17 protein-coding genes are annotated in these 18,278 nt (G+C 66.9%); 8 read left to right on the top strand and 9 right to left on the bottom strand.

The genetic code is table 11. The features are described from left to right. Positions 1 to 25 precede the first annotated feature (25 nt). Positions 26 to 2,701, bottom strand: coding sequence for an aconitate hydratase AcnA (gene acnA, locus IEW58_RS09930; protein WP_188644968.1), 2,676 nt, complete (start codon positions 2,699 to 2,701; stop codon positions 26 to 28). 146 nt (positions 2,702 to 2,847) lie between these two features. Further along, positions 2,848 to 3,741: a DMT family transporter gene (locus tag IEW58_RS09925; RefSeq protein WP_188644967.1), complete on the bottom strand. Its 894-nt coding sequence runs from the start codon at positions 3,739 to 3,741 to the stop codon at positions 2,848 to 2,850. 13 nt (positions 3,742 to 3,754) lie between these two features. Between IEW58_RS09925 and IEW58_RS09920 the strand changes: the two genes are divergently transcribed. Next, entirely contained in the window at positions 3,755 to 5,290 is a 1,536-nt protein-coding gene (locus IEW58_RS09920; RefSeq protein ID WP_444545767.1) for a L,D-transpeptidase family protein, read from the top strand. Positions 5,291 to 5,349: 59 nt separating this feature from the next. On the opposite strand, the gene IEW58_RS09915 is transcribed toward IEW58_RS09920, so the two are convergent. Together IEW58_RS09915 and ispG are read right to left on the bottom strand one after the other, a co-directional pair. After that, positions 5,350 to 6,063, bottom strand: a complete 714-nt coding sequence (locus tag IEW58_RS09915; protein ID WP_188644966.1) for a murein L,D-transpeptidase catalytic domain-containing protein — start codon at positions 6,061 to 6,063, stop codon at positions 5,350 to 5,352. 42 nt (positions 6,064 to 6,105) lie between these two features. After that, entirely contained in the window at positions 6,106 to 7,242 is a 1,137-nt protein-coding gene (gene ispG / locus IEW58_RS09910; RefSeq protein ID WP_188644965.1) for a flavodoxin-dependent (E)-4-hydroxy-3-methylbut-2-enyl-diphosphate synthase, read from the bottom strand. A gap of 71 nt (positions 7,243 to 7,313) precedes the next feature. Between ispG and IEW58_RS09905 the strand changes: the two genes are divergently transcribed. Together IEW58_RS09905 and IEW58_RS09900 are read left to right on the top strand one after the other, a co-directional pair. After that, complete coding sequence (locus tag IEW58_RS09905; RefSeq protein ID WP_188644964.1) at positions 7,314 to 8,336, top strand: CorA family divalent cation transporter; 1,023 nt, start codon at positions 7,314 to 7,316, stop codon at positions 8,334 to 8,336. 121 nt (positions 8,337 to 8,457) lie between these two features. Further along, on the top strand, positions 8,458 to 9,222 hold the full coding sequence (locus tag IEW58_RS09900; RefSeq protein WP_188644963.1) for a hypothetical protein: 765 nt from the start codon (positions 8,458 to 8,460) through the stop codon (positions 9,220 to 9,222). Here the strand turns inward: IEW58_RS09900 and IEW58_RS09895 are convergent. After that, positions 9,219 to 9,737 (bottom strand): GNAT family N-acetyltransferase, encoded by a 519-nt coding sequence (locus IEW58_RS09895; RefSeq protein WP_188644962.1) that lies wholly within the window; start codon positions 9,735 to 9,737, stop codon positions 9,219 to 9,221. The genes IEW58_RS09900 and IEW58_RS09895 overlap by 4 nt on opposite strands. Positions 9,738 to 9,779: 42 nt before the next feature. Next, positions 9,780 to 11,045, bottom strand: a complete 1,266-nt coding sequence (locus IEW58_RS09890) for a mechanosensitive ion channel (RefSeq protein ID WP_188644961.1) — start codon at positions 11,043 to 11,045, stop codon at positions 9,780 to 9,782. Positions 11,046 to 11,199: 154 nt separating this feature from the next. Here IEW58_RS09890 and IEW58_RS09885 point away from each other — a divergent pair, with 154 nt between their 5' ends. From IEW58_RS09885 to IEW58_RS09870, 4 genes are all read left to right on the top strand, one after another. After that, the gene (locus tag IEW58_RS09885) at positions 11,200 to 11,757 is read left to right on the top strand and encodes a phosphatase PAP2 family protein (protein WP_188644960.1); all 558 of its coding nucleotides are present in this window, start codon (positions 11,200 to 11,202) and stop codon (positions 11,755 to 11,757) included. Between the two features lie 38 nt (positions 11,758 to 11,795). Continuing rightward, positions 11,796 to 12,752, top strand: a complete 957-nt coding sequence (locus IEW58_RS09880; RefSeq protein WP_188644959.1) for an isoaspartyl peptidase/L-asparaginase family protein — start codon at positions 11,796 to 11,798, stop codon at positions 12,750 to 12,752. Continuing rightward, positions 12,739 to 13,944 carry an acyltransferase family protein gene (locus tag IEW58_RS09875; RefSeq protein WP_308419273.1) on the top strand — a complete coding sequence of 402 codons (1,206 nt, stop codon included), beginning with the start codon at positions 12,739 to 12,741 and terminating at the stop codon, positions 13,942 to 13,944. Before IEW58_RS09880 ends, IEW58_RS09875 begins: the two co-directional genes overlap by 14 nt. Before the next feature lie 111 nt (positions 13,945 to 14,055). Further along, a complete protein-coding gene (locus IEW58_RS09870) occupies positions 14,056 to 14,496 on the top strand; it encodes a hypothetical protein (RefSeq protein WP_188644958.1) in 441 nt (146 codons plus the stop codon). 114 nt (positions 14,497 to 14,610) lie between these two features. Here the strand turns inward: IEW58_RS09870 and IEW58_RS09865 are convergent, their stop codons facing one another. After that, positions 14,611 to 15,507: a prephenate dehydratase gene (locus IEW58_RS09865; protein WP_188644957.1), complete on the bottom strand. Its 897-nt coding sequence runs from the start codon at positions 15,505 to 15,507 to the stop codon at positions 14,611 to 14,613. Between the two features lie 138 nt (positions 15,508 to 15,645). On the opposite strand from IEW58_RS09865, the gene IEW58_RS09860 reads away from it, so the two are divergent. Continuing rightward, on the top strand, positions 15,646 to 16,344 hold the full coding sequence (locus tag IEW58_RS09860; RefSeq protein WP_188644956.1) for a c-type cytochrome: 699 nt from the start codon (positions 15,646 to 15,648) through the stop codon (positions 16,342 to 16,344). Between the two features lie 84 nt (positions 16,345 to 16,428). On the opposite strand, the gene IEW58_RS09855 is transcribed toward IEW58_RS09860, so the two are convergent. After that, on the bottom strand, positions 16,429 to 17,091 hold the full coding sequence (locus IEW58_RS09855) for an RlmE family RNA methyltransferase (protein ID WP_229658537.1): 663 nt from the start codon (positions 17,089 to 17,091) through the stop codon (positions 16,429 to 16,431). After that, positions 17,088 to 18,251 carry a Ppx/GppA phosphatase family protein gene (locus IEW58_RS09850; RefSeq protein ID WP_188644955.1) on the bottom strand — a complete coding sequence of 388 codons (1,164 nt, stop codon included), beginning with the start codon at positions 18,249 to 18,251 and terminating at the stop codon, positions 17,088 to 17,090. The genes IEW58_RS09855 and IEW58_RS09850 overlap by 4 nt, the downstream gene beginning before the upstream one ends. Positions 18,252 to 18,278: the final 27 nt, after the last annotated feature.

Here is an 18,278-nt window from a genome sequence, read left to right as displayed (position 1 = left end):
TTATGCCATCATGCGGGCCGCGCGGTCAGGCGGCGAGCTTGCGCAGCACGTAATGGAGGATGCCGCCGTTGGCGAAGTATTCCAGCTCGTTGGCGGTATCGATCCGGCACCTGGCGGTGAACGTGAAAGTCGATCCGTCGGCGCGGGTGACCTCGACCTCGACGTCCTGCTGCGGCTTGATCTCGGCCAGGCCGCGGATGGTGAACGTGTCGTCGCCAGTCAACTTGAGCGTCTGGCGGCTCTCGCCTTCACGGAACTGCAACGGCAGGACGCCCATGCCGACGAGGTTCGAGCGGTGGATGCGCTCGAAGCTCTCGACGATCACCGCGCGCACGCCGAGCAGGTTGGTGCCCTTGGCCGCCCAGTCGCGCGAGGAGCCGGTGCCGTACTCCTTGCCCGCGACGACCACCAGGGGGGTGCCATCGGCCTTGTGCTTCATGGCCGCGTCATAAATCGCCATCGTCTCGCCGGCGTACTTCGTCATGCCGCCTTCGACGCCCGGGACCATCTCGTTCTTGATGCGGATGTTGGCGAACGTGCCGCGCATCATCACTTCATGGTTGCCGCGGCGGCTGCCGTAGGAGTTGAAGTCTGCCTTGGCGACCTGGTGCTCCTGCAGATAGCGCCCGGCGGGGCTGTCGGCCTTGATCGAACCGGCCGGGCTGATGTGGTCCGTGGTGACCGAATCGCCGAGGATCGCCAGCGGCTTGGCAGCGACGATGTCCATCACCGGGGCCGGCGTCATCGTCATGCCTTCGAAGTACGGCGGGTTGGCGACATAGGTCGATCCGGCGCGCCACGAATAAGTGTCCGAGCCGGTGACGTCGATCGCCTGCCAGTGCGCATCGCCCTTGTAGACGTCGGCGTAGCGGGCGGTGAACATCGCACGGTCGATCGCGCCCGCGCGGATGGTGGCGATCTCGTCATTCGACGGCCAGATGTCCTTGAGATAGACGTCCGTCCCGTCGCTGCCGGTGCCGATCGGTGTGTCGATCATGTCCTCGGTCACCGTTCCCTTGAGCGCGTAGGCGACCACCAGCGGCGGGGATGCGAGGAAGTTCGCGCGCACGTCGGGCGACACGCGCCCTTCGAAATTGCGGTTGCCCGACAGCACGCTGGCGGCGACGATGTCGTTGCCGTTGATCGCATTCGAGATCGGCTCGGCCAGCGGGCCCGAGTTGCCGATGCAGGTCGTGCAGCCGTAACCGACCAGGTCGAACCCGATCGCGTCGAGATGCTGCTGCAGCCCGGCCTTGACGAGGTAATCGGTGACCACCTGCGATCCCGGCGCCAGGCTTGTCTTGACCCACGGCTTGGGCTTCAGACCGCGCTCGTGCGCCTTCTTGGCGACCAGGCCGGCGGCGATCAGCACGTCCGGGTTGGAGGTGTTGGTGCAGCTGGTGATCGCGGCGATCACCACGTCGCCATCGCCCACATCATGGCCGGCGCTGTCGACCGGGCAGAGCGTGGGTTTGGACTTGCCGTAGATGTCCCTGAGCTGGTCGTTGAACAGCTTGTCCACGTCGGGCAGCGCGACCTTGTCCTGCGGGCGCTTGGGACCGGCGAGGCTCGGGACGACGGTGGCGAGGTCCAGCTCCAGCGTGTCGGTGAACACCGGCTCCTCCGCCGACGGGTCGATCCACAGGCCCTGCTCTTTGGCGTAGGCCTCGACCAGCGCGATCTGCTCTTCCGCGCGGCCCGTGAGGCGCAGGTATTCGAGCGTCTTGTCGTCGATGCCGAAGAAGCCGCAGGTCGCGCCGTATTCCGGCGCCATGTTGGCGAGTGTCGCGCGGTCGGCGAGGCTGAGCGAGGCGAGGCCTTCGCCGAAGTATTCGACGAACCGCCCCACCACCCCGCGGGCGCGCAGCATCTGCGTGCAGGTGAGCACGAGGTCGGTCGCGGTGACTCCCTCGGCCAGCTTGCCGGTCATGCGGAAGCCAACCACTTCGGGGATGAGCATCGAGACCGGCTGGCCGAGCATCGCGGCCTCCGCCTCGATCCCGCCCACGCCCCAGCCGAGCACGCCGAGGCCGTTGACCATCGTCGTGTGGCTATCGGTGCCGACGCAAGTGTCGGGATAGGCGACCGTCGCGCCGCCATCGTCGGTTGAGGTCCACACGCACTGGGCGATGTTTTCCAGGTTCACCTGGTGACAGATGCCGGTGCCGGGAGGCACCGCCTTGAAGTTGTCGAGGCTCTTCGATCCCCACTTGAGGAAGTCGTAACGTTCGGCGTTGCGCTGGTATTCCAGCTCCATGTTCTTTTCGAACGCCTTGGGCGTGCCGAACTCGTCGACCATCACAGAGTGGTCGATGACGAGGTGCACGGGGACCAGTGGATTGATCTTCTTGGTATCGCCGCCAAGCTTTGCGATCGCATCGCGCATCGCGGCCAGATCGACCACGCAGGGAACGCCGGTGAAGTCCTGCATCAGCACGCGGGCCGGGCGGTACTGGATCTCGCCGCCGGTCGAAGGGTTGCGTTGCCAGTCCGCCAGCGCCTGGATGTGACCGACCGAAACGGTGAAGCCGGCATCCTCGAAGCGGAGCAGGTTTTCCAGCAGGACCTTCATGCTGAAGGGCAGGCGGCTGACGTCGCCGATCTTCTCGGCCGCCTTCTTCAGCGAGTAGTAGGCGTAATCCTTGCCGCCGACCGTCAACGTGCTGCGGGTTGCGAGCGAGTCCTTGCCGACCTGGGTCATACGTGCGCCAATCCTTCGGGTTAGCCGCTAAACCGCCTGGCCGGCGGGAGCGGCGGAAAACTGGCGCCGCACCTGCGCGTTGTGGCGTGCGAGGTCAAGGGTGGCGCGGGGCAGGAATGCCTTGATTCGCCCCAAGCTGCGCCTCTTCAGACGGCGACCTGCTCCGGCTCGGGCGGATGGCCGCGGGTGGCGATCCAGCACCCGGCGACGATCAGCGCCGCACCGGCGATGGTCGGCCCCGGAACCGGTTCGCGGAAGAAGAGCCAACCGAACAGCGCCGCCCACAGGAAGCCCGAGTATTCGAGCGGGGCGAGCCGCTGCGTCTCGGCCCGCGCATAGCCCCAGGTGAACAGCAGGGCGCCCGATACCGACAGCAAGGCGCTGATGCCGATGTCGCTCCAAGCGTCGCCATGGGGCAGGCGGAAGAAGACCGGTGCAAAGCCGATCATGGTCAGGAACGTCACGCCGTTCTGGAAGGTGGCCACCTCGAGCGGCTTGGCAACCATCGCCTGCTGGCGCTGCAGCACAAGGTTCCAGGCGTAGAGAACGGCGGAGGCAAGCACCGCGGCGATGCCGAGCGGCGCTCCCGCGCCCAGCGTTTCGCGCCAGATCTTGCCCGCGAGGATGACCGCCACGCCTGCAAGGCCGAGAAGCGCGCCGGCTATCGCCTGCCGGCCGATCCGTTCACCCAGCAGGACGCTGGCGAGAAACAGGGCGATCAGCGGCGCGATGAAGCTGATCGCAATCGCCTGCGCCAACGGCAGCAGGGTAAGCGAGAAGAAAAACAGGAAGGCCATGCCGGCGACCACCACGCCCCTGACGAGATGAAGCCGCAGCACAGTGCCCCTCGGCCATCGTCCCCCCAGGCCGAGCCACAATGGCGCGGCGATGGCGAATCCGATCGGTGCGCGCAGCAGCAGGGCGCTGTATGCTCCCACCATCAGGGACGCGCTCTTCATGAACGCGTCCATCCAGCTCAACAGGCCGATCGCCGTGAAAGCGGCCAGCACTGGCAGCAGCGGATGGTCGGAACGTGGCATCACGGAGCCGGTCGTGGCAATCGCGCCACCGGTCAAGCCGGATTCAGCGGGGCTTCAGGCGCGCAAGTTGAAGGAGAGCGGGCTTGCGCGCTATGGTGCGCCGCGAAGCCACGGCGCCATCTGGCGGCGCCACCAATACAGGGGCGATTTGACGGTGAGTAACGGAACGATGCGTGGTTGGGTAATCGGTGCGGCACTGGTGGCGATACCTTCGGCAGCCATGGCCCAGGGCAGGACGCCCGAGAACCTCCTGCCGCCCGAGCCGCCGACCGTCGCCCCCCAGAAGGTTCCGGCAGGATCGGACGAAGTCACCGCGCAGGCCGCTCCGGCCCCGGCGACGACGGCAACCGTCCAGGCCGTCACCCCGATGGTCCAGCGCTGGAACGTCGCCGACGCGCGGGCGCTCGCCGCGGTCATCGCCGGCATCGAACGCGAGGGGCTGGACCCGCGCGACTACAAGCCCCAGGAGCTCCAGGCGGCGATCGCCGCCGGTCCGGGTGCGGCACTCGACGAGGCGGCCAGCCGCAGCTTCGCGTGGCTGGTCGAGGACCTGCGCGACGGGCGCACGCCGATGGAGGCGCGCAAGCAATGGTTCGTGGTCGATCCCGATGCCGATCTCTACCGCACGGGCGACGTGATGGCGCAGGCGCTCGCCAGCCACTCGGTCGCCGCGACGCTTGCGGCGCTCAATCCCGATCACCCGGACTACGAGGTCCTCAAGGGAGCGCTCGCCGAGACGCGGGATGCGGGGCAGCGCAAGCTCATCCGCGCCAACATGGACCGCTGGCGCTGGCTGGCGAAGGACCTGGGCAACCAGTACCTCATCACCAACGTGCCGGAATACCAGCTTCGCCTGACGGTCAACGACAAGATCATCAGCACCTACAAGACGATCGTCGGCAAGCCGGGCCGCACTGCGACTCCCCAGCTTGCAGAGACCGTCGAAGGCGTGATCTTCAACCCGACCTGGACGGTGCCACAGTCGATCGTGAAGGGCGAGGGGCTGGGCGCTTCCCTCCTCCGCTCGCCCCGCGCGGGCTACAAGGTCACGAAACAGGCCGACGGCTCGCTGATCGTCGTGCAGCAGCCCGGCCCAAGCAACTCGCTGGGGCTGATGAAGCTCGACATGCCCAATCCGCACGCGATCTTCCTGCACGACACGCCGAGCCGCAACCTGTTCAACCAGGAAAACCGCGCGCTTAGCCACGGCTGCATCCGCACCGAACGGGCGCAGGAACTGGCGATCACGCTGGCGATCCTCGGCAACCTCGCCAACACACCCGAAACGCGCAAGGCGGCGGCGGACGAGGCGGTCGCGATCAGCACCAGCGGCAAGTATACCCGCGTGCCGATCCAGAAATCGATGCCGGTCTATATCACCTATTTCACAATGGGCCGCGACATCAACGGCCAGCTTCGGCAGTTCAATGACATCTATGGGCGCGATGCTCCGGTGCTGGCGAGCTTCGACGCGCCGCGCGTGGCCAACCGCGCGCGTTCGACCAGCGAAGACGTGGTCGAGATCGTGGACGACCTGCAGACGACCTGATCACTGGTGAAGATGTAGGAGAAAAGGCCTCTTCCCTCGGGAGGGGGCCTTTTTTCTTGCTAGAAACCGCCAGGGATGAGCGGCGGCTGCGGGGCGCCCTGCGGCACGACGAGTTGCAGATTGCCGGCCTGCTCGGGCACTGCGTCGTGACCGTCATCGAGGCCGAGCTTGTCGGCGAAGAGGAGTCGCCCGCCCGCCAGTCGCAGCAGCGCGATCTTGAAGTCCGCATCGCTCATCGCAAAGCAGCCATTCGACCGGCCGAGCACGCCATAGCGCGCAAGGTGCGCCGGCTCGCAGTAACTCGCGCGGTGCATCACGATGGCGCGCGGCAAGGCGTTGGAGTTCGTCTGGTCAAGGCCCTCGAGGCGGATCGAGGTGCCGTATTTGCCGGTGTACCAGCCGAACGTCATGTACGCGCCCTTGCTGGAGCAAAGCGAGTCCTCGATATTGGAGAACCACTTGAGCCAGCCGTCGTGCTCGGGATCGGAACCCGCGCCGTGGGCGACGCGGTAGGAATCGACCACGCCGCGCTCCATGTCGACGAAATGAAGCCGCGGCCGGGAGGATCGCACCCCGAAATCGGCAATGCCGACCACGTCGCGCAGCCACAGCCCGCTTCCGCGCCGGGCCAGTTGCTCCTGCGCGATGGCGAACAGGCGGCGATCCCGGGGGGTTAGCGCGGTGGGAACGGCAGGGACCACGGCGCGCGCCGGAGTGACCGCGAGCGCAGCGCCGGCGGCAAGCGTTCCCTTGATGAGGTCGCGCCGATTCATGCCGGCGAGCCTATGCCGCCATTCCTAAAGGGAGGCTGAACGTCACTCCGCCGCTTCCGGCATCGCCCCGTCGGTGCCGTGGGCAGCTTCGATTTCCGCGGCCTTGGCTTCGACCAGGCTGACGATGTGATCGAGCATCGTCTCGCTCTGCACGTGGTGGTCGGTCACGCCCGACAGGTACACCATGTGCTTGCCCGCGCCCCCGCCGGTCACGCCGATATCGGTCTCGCGCGCTTCGCCGGGGCCGTTGACCACGCAGCCGAGCACCGAGAGGGACAGCGGCGTCTTGATGTGCTCGAGCCGCTTTTCCAGCGCCTCCACCGTGCGGATGACGTCGAATCCCTGGCGCGAGCACGAGGGGCACGAGACAATTCGCACGCCGCGGGTCCGCAGGCCGAGCGACTTGAGGATTTCGAAGCCGACGCGCACTTCCTGTTCGGGTTCTGCCGAAAGCGACACGCGGATGGTGTCGCCGATGCCGGCCCACAGCAGGTTGCCCATGCCGATGGCGGACTTCACGGTCCCGCCGATCAGGCCGCCCGCCTCGGTGATGCCGAGGTGCAGCGGGCAGTCGACCGCTTCCGCAAGCTGCATGTAGGCGGCGACCGCGAGGAACACGTCGCTGGCCTTCACCGCCACCTTGAATTCGTGGAAGTCGTGGTCCTGCAGCAGCTTGATGTGGTCGAGCGCGCTTTCGACCAGCGCCTCGGGGCAGGGCTCGCCGTACTTTTCGAGCAGGTCGCGTTCGAGGCTCCCGGCGTTGACGCCGATGCGGATCGCGCAGCCGTTGGCCTTGGCGGCGCGCACCACTTCGGCCACCCGCTCGCTCGAGCCGATGTTGCCCGGGTTGATCCGCAGGCACGCGGCGCCCTTGTCGGCCGCTTCCAGCGCGCGCTTGTAGTGGAAGTGGATGTCGGCGACGATCGGCACGCGCGCGGCGCGGGTAATCTGATCGAAGTTGGCGGTCGACTCCGCCGTCGGGCAGGACACCCGGATGATGTCCGCGCCGGCATCTTCGCAGCGGCGGATCTGATCGATCGTCGCGCCCACGTCCTCAGTCGGGGTGTTCGTCATCGTCTGGACGGAAATCGGCGCATCGCCCCCGACCGGCACGTTGCCGACCATGATCTGGCGCGAGGGACGGCGCGCGATGTCGCGCCAGGGACGGATCGAAGACATGGCCCGCGATATAGTCCGCGCCGCATGAAGGGGCAATGACAGCCGCCGCGCGATGCGGCATGACGTGCCCGATGCCGGCCGATCCCGATCCGAACGACGACGCCACCCATGACGGTCCGCTCCTGATCGGCCGCGTGCTTGACGGGCAGGGCGGGGCGCGCGCGGTGAGCTGGGAGCAGGCGCAGGGCTGGAGCGCACGGGCGCCGGGCGAAGTCCTCTGGCTGCATCTCGACCGCACGGTGCCGGGCACCGACGAGTGGCTGATGGAGGAGCTTGGCATTCCCGCGCCCACCGCCGCCTTGCTGACGGGCGACGCGACCCGCCCGCGCGCCTTCCGCGACGGCGAGGTTCTGGTCGCCACGATGCGTGGCATCAACTTCAACCCGGGCGCGAGCCCCGAGGACATGAGGTCGATGCAGCTGTGGTCCGACGGGAAGCGCGTACTTACGCTGCGCCGCTGGCCGTTGCAGACGCCCGGCGACGTGCTGGAGGAACTCGACGCCGGCCGCGGTCCGCGCGATGCGGGGGCGCTCATCACCGACCTCGCCAAGCATCTGGTCAACCGGATGAGCCCGGTCATTGTCGACCTCAACGACGAGCTCGACCAGCTTGAGGACGCGGCGTTCGAGCCGGGCAACGGAGAGGAGCTGCTGCGGCGGATCGGCGTGATCCGGCGCTCGATCCTCGCGCTCAAGCGCCACATGAGCCCGCAACACGTGGCGATGGAATCGATCAGCCGCGACGCGCCCGCCTGGTTCGAGCCGCACGACAGGCGCGAGATCGGCGAAACCACCGCGCTGCTGCGCCGCTTTCTCGACGATCTCGACGTGAGCAAGGAAAGCGCCGTCGTCCTGATGGACGAACTGCGCGCACGCGCCCTCGCGCGCTCGGAAAAGACCAACCGCCGCCTGACCCTGGTGGCGACCGTGTTCCTGCCCTTGAGCTTCCTCGTCGGCCTGTTCGGCATCAACGTGGGCGGAATGCCGTGGGCCGAGATACCTGGCCATCCGCTTGGCTTCTGGTTCGTTACGATGCTTTGCGTGACCTTCGGAATCGTTACCGTGTGGCTGTTCCGCCGGTGGAAGTGGATGTGATCCGGCTCGTTTCTCGGCCTGTTCCGCGCTGGGACGCAGTCGACGTTAAACATTCCGGTTAACCGACAAGCGGGTTGTCCCAGCATATCGGAAGGACCTCGATCCTTCGAAAGGCTGCCGAATGCCCGCCGCGCTCCTGACCTGGCTTTCCTCCCTGACGGCCGAAGCGCTCGTTGCCGGGCGGACGATCTTGCAGAGCAAGGCTGTGCGCACTGCGATGATGTGGCTGTGGCCCTATGCCGGCGTCATTGTCGGGCTCGATGTCGCGGCCCATTACGGCGACGCGACCGGCGCGGCGCTGCCGGTGCAGTTCTTCATCTCGCAGGACCACAGCTTCGGCGAATACCTGGAATACGCGATGACGCTGAGCTGCGCGGTGATGCTGTTTGTCATGTGGCGCCGGCTCGGCGCGCTGGCCTACCTTGCCAACGCCGTGATGATGGTCTGGCTGACGATCGACAATGCCGCCGAATTCCACGAGGCGTTCGGCCACTGGATCGCGCCGTTCATCCCGCTCCCGGCCAGTTCGCCGGTCCACGCCAACGACATCGGCGAGATGATGTTCTTCGCGATGGTCGGCGCCATCTGGCTCGCGGGCCTCGCCTCGGCGCTGCTCGGAGCGCGTCCGAGGGCCGCCGTCCACAGCCTCTTCATCGCGGCCGGGATCGCCATGGCGGCGGTGTTCGGCGTATTCGTGGACATGTTCGTCACCTGGGGACCGCACACCCTGGCGCAAACCGATTTCCAGGCGTGGCTCGAGGATGGGGGAGAATTCGCCTTCATCAACCTGACGTTCCTCGCGGTGGTCGCATTCTTCGACGCCGAAAAGCGGCGCTGGAAGGCCGGTGCAGGCACCGAGGCATCGGCCGGCCTGGCGCTCGCCTAGAGAGCGAGCTCGTACAGGAACTCGTCGTCGCGCTTGTTTCCGACCCAGAAATCGATGTCCGCCACGTGCGCGAAGCCGCGCCGGGCGTAGAACCGCTGCGCTCCGAAATTCTCGCTGTAGACCGATAGCTGCATTGCATCGCACCCACGCGCCCGCGCCGCGCCGATCGCATGGTCGAGCAGCGCCGCGCCCACGCCGCGCCCGGTGGCTTCACCCGCGCAGTAAAGCTGGCCGAGGATGCATGGCCGCAGGGGCTGAGGGTCGGGCCGGCCCGCGAAGCTCTCTCCGAACATGACGGTGCAATAGCCCAGCAGGACGCCGTCTTCCTCGGCCACCGTCACCAATGCGCCGGCGTCTTCGATCAGCCGGGCGAATTTCTCGGGCGTGCGCTCGCTGTCGAGGAAGGATTGCAGGTCTTCGGGCGCATAGAGGTGGCCGAAGGCGTCGATGAACGCCCGGCGCGCGAGGGCCACCAGCGTGTCTGCTTCGGCCAATGAAATGGGGCGCAGGATCATGATCCCGCGCCCCTAGTCTGACTGCGACCTCAGATGGAAGTATCAAGTAGCCGGCGGCGGACTTGTCTGCGTGACCGGCGCTGCTGGCGCAGGAGAAGGTGGCGGGGGCGGTGGGGGCGGCGGGGGCGCGGCCCGCTGGATCTCCTTCGCCTTGGCATCGATCTCTTCCAGCTTGCGCGCGGCCCACTGGCGGCCGCCGAGCCCGAAGGCGAGCGCACCGGCGACCGCACCGCCGATGACCAGCGCGCCGAACGCCATTTCGACGATCCTTTCGCCCACGCCCATGAACTGCAGGCCCATGAAGATGAACAGGACCACGGTCGCCCACTTGATGACCCCGGCGGCAAGGCCGGTTTCCTCGGTTCCGCCGATCATGCGCGCCAGCAGGCGGGCGATCAGGAAGCCGACGAGGATTACCACCGCGCCGAAGATCACCCGGCCGCCGAGTTCGAGCACGCGGTCGAGAATCTGCGTCAGCTCCGGAAAACCGAGCAGGCGGGTCGCCGCGATGGCGGCCGCCAGCATGATGGCGATCTGCGCCACGCGCGCCAGCACGTCGGACAGCGTGGTCCCGGCGGGCAGGACGTCGGTTTCCGCAAAGGCGCGGTCGACGCCGAGGCCCGGCAGCACCTCGCGCAGGATCTGCACCACGAAGCGGCTGATGACATACCCCAGGCCCAGGATGATCGCCGCGCCCAGAATGTTCGGGATGGCGGCGAAGATCATCCGCAGCATGTCGCTGGCCGGCTGCGAGATACTTGCGATGTCGAGCGCCTCCAGCGCGGCGATCGCCACCGGGATGATGATAAGGACGTAGACGATCGTGCCGATCGTCTTGCTGATGGCCGTGTTGCCGGTGACGCTGTCGACGCCGCCGCGGTTGGCCCACTTGTCGAAATCGACCGTCTGCAGCGCGGTGACGACGAGATCGCGGATGATCCGCGCCACCATCAGGCCGATGAAGAAGATGAGGCCCGCACCGATCAGCCGCGGGATGAACCGGGCGATGTCGTTGAGCAAAGTCTGGACCGGGCCCATCACCCCGCCGAGACTGAACACCTGGAGGATCGCGAGCAGGCCGAACAACCAGATCAGGCCGGCGACGATCTGGCCGAGCGCGGTGCCGATCGTGGATCCGCCGGAAGTGCTGCGCCGGAAGAAGCTGACCTTGTCCACCAGCTTGGCAAAGGCCCACTTCGCCGCGCGGGCCAGGGCCCATGTCACCACCAGTATCAGCGCCGCCCACAAGAGCTTTTCGCCGATGTCCATCGCCATCTGTTGATCGAAGCGGTAGTTCCCCATGTTCATGCCGACACTCCCCTGGCCTGTGGCCATGCCGTTTGACTTCCGAAGTTTTGCACGAATCGATTCGTTTACCAAATCGTCGGCGGGGACCGGTGGATAACTCTCGCGGAAGGTTTCTTGGCTTAGCGGTGATTGGCGCGCGTGGTATGCGCGTGCAATGAAGACCTTCCGGCCGACCTCCGCCCCGTTTGCCGCGCTCGCGGCGGCCAGCCTGACCATCGCGGCCCCCGCTCACGCTTCGGACAAGGACTGGGACACCGCCAGCACGGTCGGCGTCGGTGCGCTGACCGCCTGGGCGATCGGAGTTCCCGTGGTAACTGGCGACGGGAAGGGGGTGCTGCAGGCGACCGGATCGATCGGCGCGGCCTACGCCGCCTCGACCGGCCTCAAGGAAATCTTCCCCGAGCGGAGGCCTGACGGAAGCGACAACCGCAGCTTTCCTTCCGGCCATACGTCCGCCGCGTTCGGCGCGGCGGCGAGCATCCTCGAACGGCGCGGTCCCGGCGAAGGAATACCCGCGCTTGCCGTGGCGAGTTTCGTCGGGTTCGCGCGCGTGCAGGCGGACAAGCACCACTGGTACGACGTGCTCGCCGGCGCGGCGATCGGCACCGGCTCCGGCCTGCTGTTGACCCACCCGCTCGCCGACAGGCGGGTTGCGCTGGTGCCGTGGGGTGACAGCACGGGCGTTGGAGCCTCGATGGCGATGGCGTTCTGACCTTGCGCGCGCTGCTGCTCGCGGCCATCGCCCTCGCCATGGCTGCACCCGCTTCCTCCCACGACACCTCCCCTCCCGGGGACTGGTCCTTCGCCATCCACGGCGGGGCCGGCACACTGGAACGCTCGCGCATGACGCAGCAGCAGCAGGCCGATTACAGGGCCGCGCTGCAGACCGCGCTAGACGCGGGCGCGAAGGTGCTGAAGGACGGCGGCAGCGCGCTCGACGCGGTAGCTGCCGCGATCACCATCCTGGAGGACGATCCGAAGTTCAACGCGGGCCGGGGCGCGGTGTTCACCTGGGACCGCGTCAACGAGCTCGATGCCGCGATCATGGACGGCAACGGCCGCCGCGCCGGTGCGGTGGCGGGCGTGCATACCGTCCGCCACCCGATCCTGCTGGCGCGGCAGGTGATGGAGGACGGCCGTCACGTGTTCCTTTCAGGCAAGGGCGCGGAGCAGTTCGCGGGCGAGCACGGCCTCGAAATGGTCGCGCCTGAATACTTCGGTACCGACGAACGGCGCCGCCAGCTCGAGAAGCTCAAGGAGGAGAACCTCTCGGCCCTCGATGTCGAATTCAAGTACGGCACCGTGGGCGCCGTGGCGCGCGACAGCGCCGGCCACCTGGCCGCGGGCACCTCGACCGGGGGCATGACCGGCAAGCGCTGGGGCCGGATCGGCGATTCGCCGGTGATCGGCGCGGGCACTTATGCCGATGACCGCGCCTGCGCCGTCAGCGCGACCGGATCGGGCGAATACTTCATCCGCGCTGCCGTCGCGCATTCGATTTGCGACCGCGTCCTGCTCGCCGGCGAGAACGTCGATGTCGCCGCGCGCACGGTCATCGGCGAAGTCGGCGCGCTTGGCGGCGACGGCGGAGTCATTGTCGTTGGAAAGGATGGCGCGCCGGCGTTCGCCATGAACACCCCGGGTATGTATCGTGGCCGCGCCACCAGCGATGGCCTCAACGAGGTAGCGATCTTTGCCGACGAATGATGCCGCCGCGCTACCCACGGGCCGGCATTACGGGATGGACTGGCTGCGGATCGCGGCGTTCGGCCTGCTGATTTTCTATCACATCGGCATGTTCTTCGTGCCGTGGGGCTGGCACGTGAAAACCGCGCAGCCGATCGAGTGGTTCGAATTCCCGATGCTGGCGACCAACGCCTGGCGGCTCGGCCTGCTGTTCGTGGTCTCGGGCTACGCCTCGGCGGCGCTGTTTGCGCGTTCGGGCGGGCTGGGCGGCTTCGTGCGCAACCGCACCGCGCGGCTGCTGGTGCCGCTGGCTTTCGGGATCGCGGTGATCGTCCCGCCCCAGCCGTGGGTCGAGCTCACCTTCAAGCACGGTTACGACGCGCCCTTCGCCTGGTTCTGGTTGCACGATTATTTTCGCTTCGGCCCGATTGACGGGATCGTGCTGCCGACCTGGAACCACCTGTGGTTCGTGGTTTACCTGTGGCTTTACACGCTGGCACTGGCCGTCCTTCTGATGCTGCCGGAAGGTATGCGGAAGCGCGCAGGTGCGCTGCTTGACCGGATGCTGGCAGACTGGCGCATCCTCGTCGTGCCGATCGCTCTCCTGCTGGTGCGCCTCTGGCTCGGCTGGCCGGGTGCGGAAGAGACGCACGACGTCGTCGGCGATGGGTACGCCCACACATTCTACTTGCCGCTGTTCCTGTTCGGCTACCTCCTGCGCAGCGCACCACGCGCGTGGGCCGGGATCCGGCGGTGGTGGAGGGCGAGCGGCATGCTGGCCCTCGCATCCTACGCGGTGGTGGCGGCGGTCGTGCTCCAGTGGCCGGGAAACACCCCGGCGCCCGGCTGGGTCTATCCGTGGTACGAGGCAGCGCACGCGATCTTCGCGTGGAGCGCGATCATCGCGCTGATCGGGCTCGCAGACGGGTACTGGAACCGCGACCACCCGCGCCGGGCGATGCTGACCGAGGCGGTCTTCCCGTTCTACATAATTCACCAGACGGTGATCGTGGTCGTCGGCTGGTACCTGCTGCGCTTCGCGCTGCCCGCGGGCGCTGAATTCGCGATCCTGTTCGCGGCGACTGTCGCAGGCTGCTGGGCGTTCTACCTCGTGGGCCGCGAGATCGCGCCTTTGCGACCGCTCTTGGGGCTGCGCACCCGCGCGCCGCGGCCGGCATCCTTTGAGGCTCGACACCTGCCCGAATCGGCGTAGTTTCCGCGGCGCCGAGGGGCCGGCCCAAAGGGGAAATCTTCAGGGTCGCCCGACTCCAGAGCCAAGGGGGAAGCGCGCTCAAGCGCCGGCCGCCCATGGGAGTTGGATAACATGAACAAACTCGGTTTGGTTCTCGGTGCAGCAACGCTCGCATTTGCTTTCCCGCAAATCGCCGTCGCGCAAAACACACCTTTCACGGGCGGCGACTACGTTGAGGTGACGGGCGTCACCATCGATGACGGACATTTTCTCGACTACGCCACCTTCCTCGCAGGCTATTACAAGACGCAGGAAGAATTCGCGATCAAGCAAGGCTGGCAGACCGGCTGGGAATTGCTCGGCAACGTGCACAAGCGTGAAGGTGAGCCCGATCTCTACCTTGTGCGCCGCTATCGCAACATTCCGGACGGCGCCGAAGGCGAGAAGCGAGCCGAAAAAATTCGCGCCGAGGTCAAGATGAGCGACGCGCAGATGGCAGCGCAATCGGGCGATCGTGCAAAGTTCCGCCACATCATGGGAACACAGCTGCTGCAGGTGCTCAAGCCTAAATGACCGTTGCAGGAATCACGGGAGAAAGACGTTTTCTCCCGTGAACTTGCCATCGTCGCGCCGGCCGAAGCATGCGTCCTCAGGTGGGAGCGCAGCAGAAAGCTGCACCCGCGCCGATTAGCCGCGCTGGCGCGCCTGGCGATAGGTGCCGAGGATGCGCAATTCCTTGCAATGGAAGGCGAGCTCTTCCAGCGCGCGGTCTACCGCCGGCTGGCCGGGCGCGCCGATGATGTCGGCATAGAACATCGTGGCCGAAAAGCTCGCCCCGGCCTGGTAGCTTTCGAGCTTGGTCATGTTGACCCCGTTGGTCGCGAATCCGCCGAGCGCCTTGTAGAGCGCGGCAGGGATGTTCTTCACCTCGAACACGAAGGTGGTGATCGCCGGTGTTCGGTCGCCGAACATGGCCGGATCGAGCGCTTCATTCGCAAGCAAAAGGAAGCGCGTGGTGTTGTCGGCGGCGTCCTCGACGTCGTTTTCGACGATCTTCAGGCCGTAGAGCTCGGCCGCCTGCGGCGGCGCGATGGCGGCGATATGGGGCTCCGCGCGCTCGGCGACATGGGCCGCGGCGCCCGCGGTGTCGGCATAGCTCAAGGGCACGATTCCCCGTTCCCGCAGAAACTTGCGCGACTGGCCAAGCGCTTGCGGGTGGCTGTAGGCAGCCTCGAACGGACCCTCGCCCGTAGCCATCAGCGCGTGGTTTATGCGCAGGAAATGTTCGGCCACGATGTGCAGACCGCTCTCGGGCAGCAGGAAATGAATGTCTGCAACCCGCCCGTGCTGGCTGTTCTCCACCGGGATTGCCGCAGCCCAGGCCCGGCCGGCTTTCACCGCGTCGATCGCGTCTTCGAACGAGAAGCACGGCAGGGGCAGGCAACCGGGGACCATCTCCAGCGCCGCGCGATGGGAGTTCGCCCCGGGCGCTCCCGAAAAGGCGACCGCGCGCGCGGGATCGGCGGCAGCGGCGGCCTGCATCGCCTCGACCATCGTCCGGGCTGGAGCGGGAAAGCTGTCCATCGTGGGCCGCGCCTAGCTTCCCCGCTTTTGCACGGCAAGCGGATCGCCCGCATGCGACCCCTTGCGCGGGCGCGGCGGCCTGACTAGAGCGCGGCGCAAAGCCGCCTCGCAAACACTTACTCGCGGAATACTGCACGCATGGACGATCGTTTCAACACTGCCGCCGGCTGGGTCCTTTTCTCAGGCATCGTCGCGCTCGGCCTGTCCAGCGTGAGCGCGAAGTATTTCCAGGCCGACAAGCCGCATCGCCCGCACGAAATGGGCTATCCGATCGAGGGCGTCGCCGAGGAAGGCGCGGCAGAAGCAGGCCCGAGCCTGGCCGAACTGCTCGCGACCGGCGATGTCGCTGCCGGCGAAAAGGCCGCGCAGGGGCGTTGCGGCACCTGCCATACGTTCGATCAGGGCGGCGGCGTGAAGCAGGGTCCGAACCTTTGGGCCACCGTCGGGGAGCCGATCGGCAAGGGCAAAGCGGGCTACGCTTTCTCAAGCGCGCTGTCGGGCCATGGCGGTAACTGGACGTACGAGAACCTCGACGAATGGCTCAAGAGCCCCAAGGCTTTCGCCCCCGGGACCAAGATGAGCTTCGCGGGCCTTTCCAACGGTCAGGATCGCGCCAACATCATCCTGTACCTGAAGCAGCAGGGTGGCGGGCCCGAGCTGCCGAAGCCGGAAGCCGCGGCTCCGGCCGACGACGCTGCCGCTGCTGCTGAAGGCGCTGCGGCCGGCGATCCCACCGCAACGGCGGGTCCGGCCGAGAAGCCCGGTCCCGAGGCGGCCGGAGCGGTGGCGGCTCCTGCGGCCGATGGCCCGGCGAACACCAACAAGGGCGACCGCTAGGCATTTCCTCCGATTGCGCGTCAGCCCCGCTCCCACGGCGGCGGCGGCGGCGGCGCAAGTCAGGTCAGGTCAGGTCAGGTCAGGTCAGGGCGCCTTGAAGCCCTGGGCAATCACGTACCACTCGCTCGATCCCTTGCGGCTGGCGGGCGGTTTTGCATGCTTCACCGTGCGGAAATGCTTCTTCAGCAGCGTAAGCAGCTCGGCGTCGGTTCCACCGGCCAGCACCTTTGCGACGAAGGTGCCGCCGGGCTCCAGGTTTTCGATCGCGAACCATGCCGCTGCCTCCACGAGGCCCATCGTGCGCAGGTGATCGGTCTGCTTGTGACCCACGGTATTGGCCGCCATGTCGGAGAGCACGAGGTCTGCCTTTCCGCCCAGCGCTTCTGCCAGTGCGGACGGTGCTTCGTCGGCCATGAAGTCCATCTGAAGGATCGTAACTCCTTCCAGCGGCTCGACTTCGAGCAGATCGATTCCCACCACGCTCGCCTTGGGTCGCAGCTTGCGAACCACCTGGCTCCAGCCACCCGGTGCGATGCCGAGGTCGATGACCCGTCGTGCGTTCCGGAGTATCGAGAATTTCTCGTCGAGCTCGATCAGCTTGTACGCCGCACGGCTGCGATAACCTTCGGCCTTGGCCTGCCGGACGTAGGGGTCGTTTAGCTGGCGCGACAACCAGCGGTTGGATGAAGCCGTCCGTCCCCGCGCTGTCTTCACGCGCTTGCTCGTATCGCCTCCGCCTCGGGTCACAGGAGGGTCGCCCCTGGCGCCGGCGTTCCTGCCATCAGTCCGCGCAGGATTCCTTCGCGGATACCACGGTCGGCCACGCCGAGCTTGTCCGCGGGCCAGATGTCCAGGATCGATTCGAGGATCGCGCATCCTGCGACCACCAGCTCTGCCCGGTCGGGACCGATGCACGGCAGCGTGCGGCGCTCCTGCATCGCCATTCCAGACAGGCGCTGGCTTATATCGCGCATCGCCACCGAGGGCACGATGAGCCCGTCAACCGCACGGCGGTCGTACTGCGGCAGTTCGAGGTGCAGGCTCGCCAGCGTGGTCACTGTGCCGCTGGTTCCGAGCAGGCGGATGTCATGGGCCTTGGCGGCTTCGGCGACGCGCGCCGCGAAAGGAGCGAAACTGTCGGACACCAGCATCCGCATGCGCGCGTAGCGGTCCAGCAATTCCGCGTTGCTGTCGCCTGCCGAAGCGACGGTATCGTTGAGCGAGACGACACCCCACGGAACGCTGGCCCAATCGACGATCCGCGGCACGCGCTCTCCCGGCTCGATAAGGACGAGCTCGGTCGAACCGCCGCCGATATCGAAGATCACCGCCGGACCATGGCCCTGCTCGAGGAGAACATGGCATCCGAGCACCGCGAGGCGGGCTTCTTCCTGCGCAGTTATGATATCAAGCGCGATGCCGGTTTCCTCGCGCACCCGCTCGATGAATTCGCCCCCGTTCACGGCGCGGCGGCACGCCTCTGTCGCCACCGAGCGTGCCAGCGATACGTTGCGCCGGCGCAGCTTGTCGGCGCAGACATGCAGCGCAGCCAGCGCGCGGTCCATCGCCTCGTCGCTCAGGCGGCCACTCCCGGCGAGACCCTCGCCGAGCCGGACGACGCGGCTGAAGGCGTCGATCACCGTGAAGTTTTCACCCGAAGGGCGAGCGATCAGAAGGCGGCAATTGTTAGTGCCAAGGTCAAGCGCGGCATAGGCTTGCCGGCGCACTTCGGGCGCGCCTTGCGCGGATATTGCGCGCGCCACCTGCGACGCGTCCGTCTTTCGCGGTTCGGAAGACGAGGGGCGCTTGTAGCGGAAATCGGCTACCTTGCCGGACGGTCCGCCCCTGTTGCCGCCTGTCCTTTGCCGCGTCCTTCCTGCTTTGTCCGGCGGTGAAAAAGCCGCCATATTCGATACTTTCTATTCCTCCCGCGG

Source organism: Tsuneonella deserti (genome assembly GCF_014644315.1).
GTDB classification, from domain to species: domain Bacteria; phylum Pseudomonadota; class Alphaproteobacteria; order Sphingomonadales; family Sphingomonadaceae; genus Tsuneonella; species Tsuneonella deserti.
Note: the sequence above shows the minus strand (reverse complement) of the source record. Positions and strands in the feature narration are given on the sequence as shown.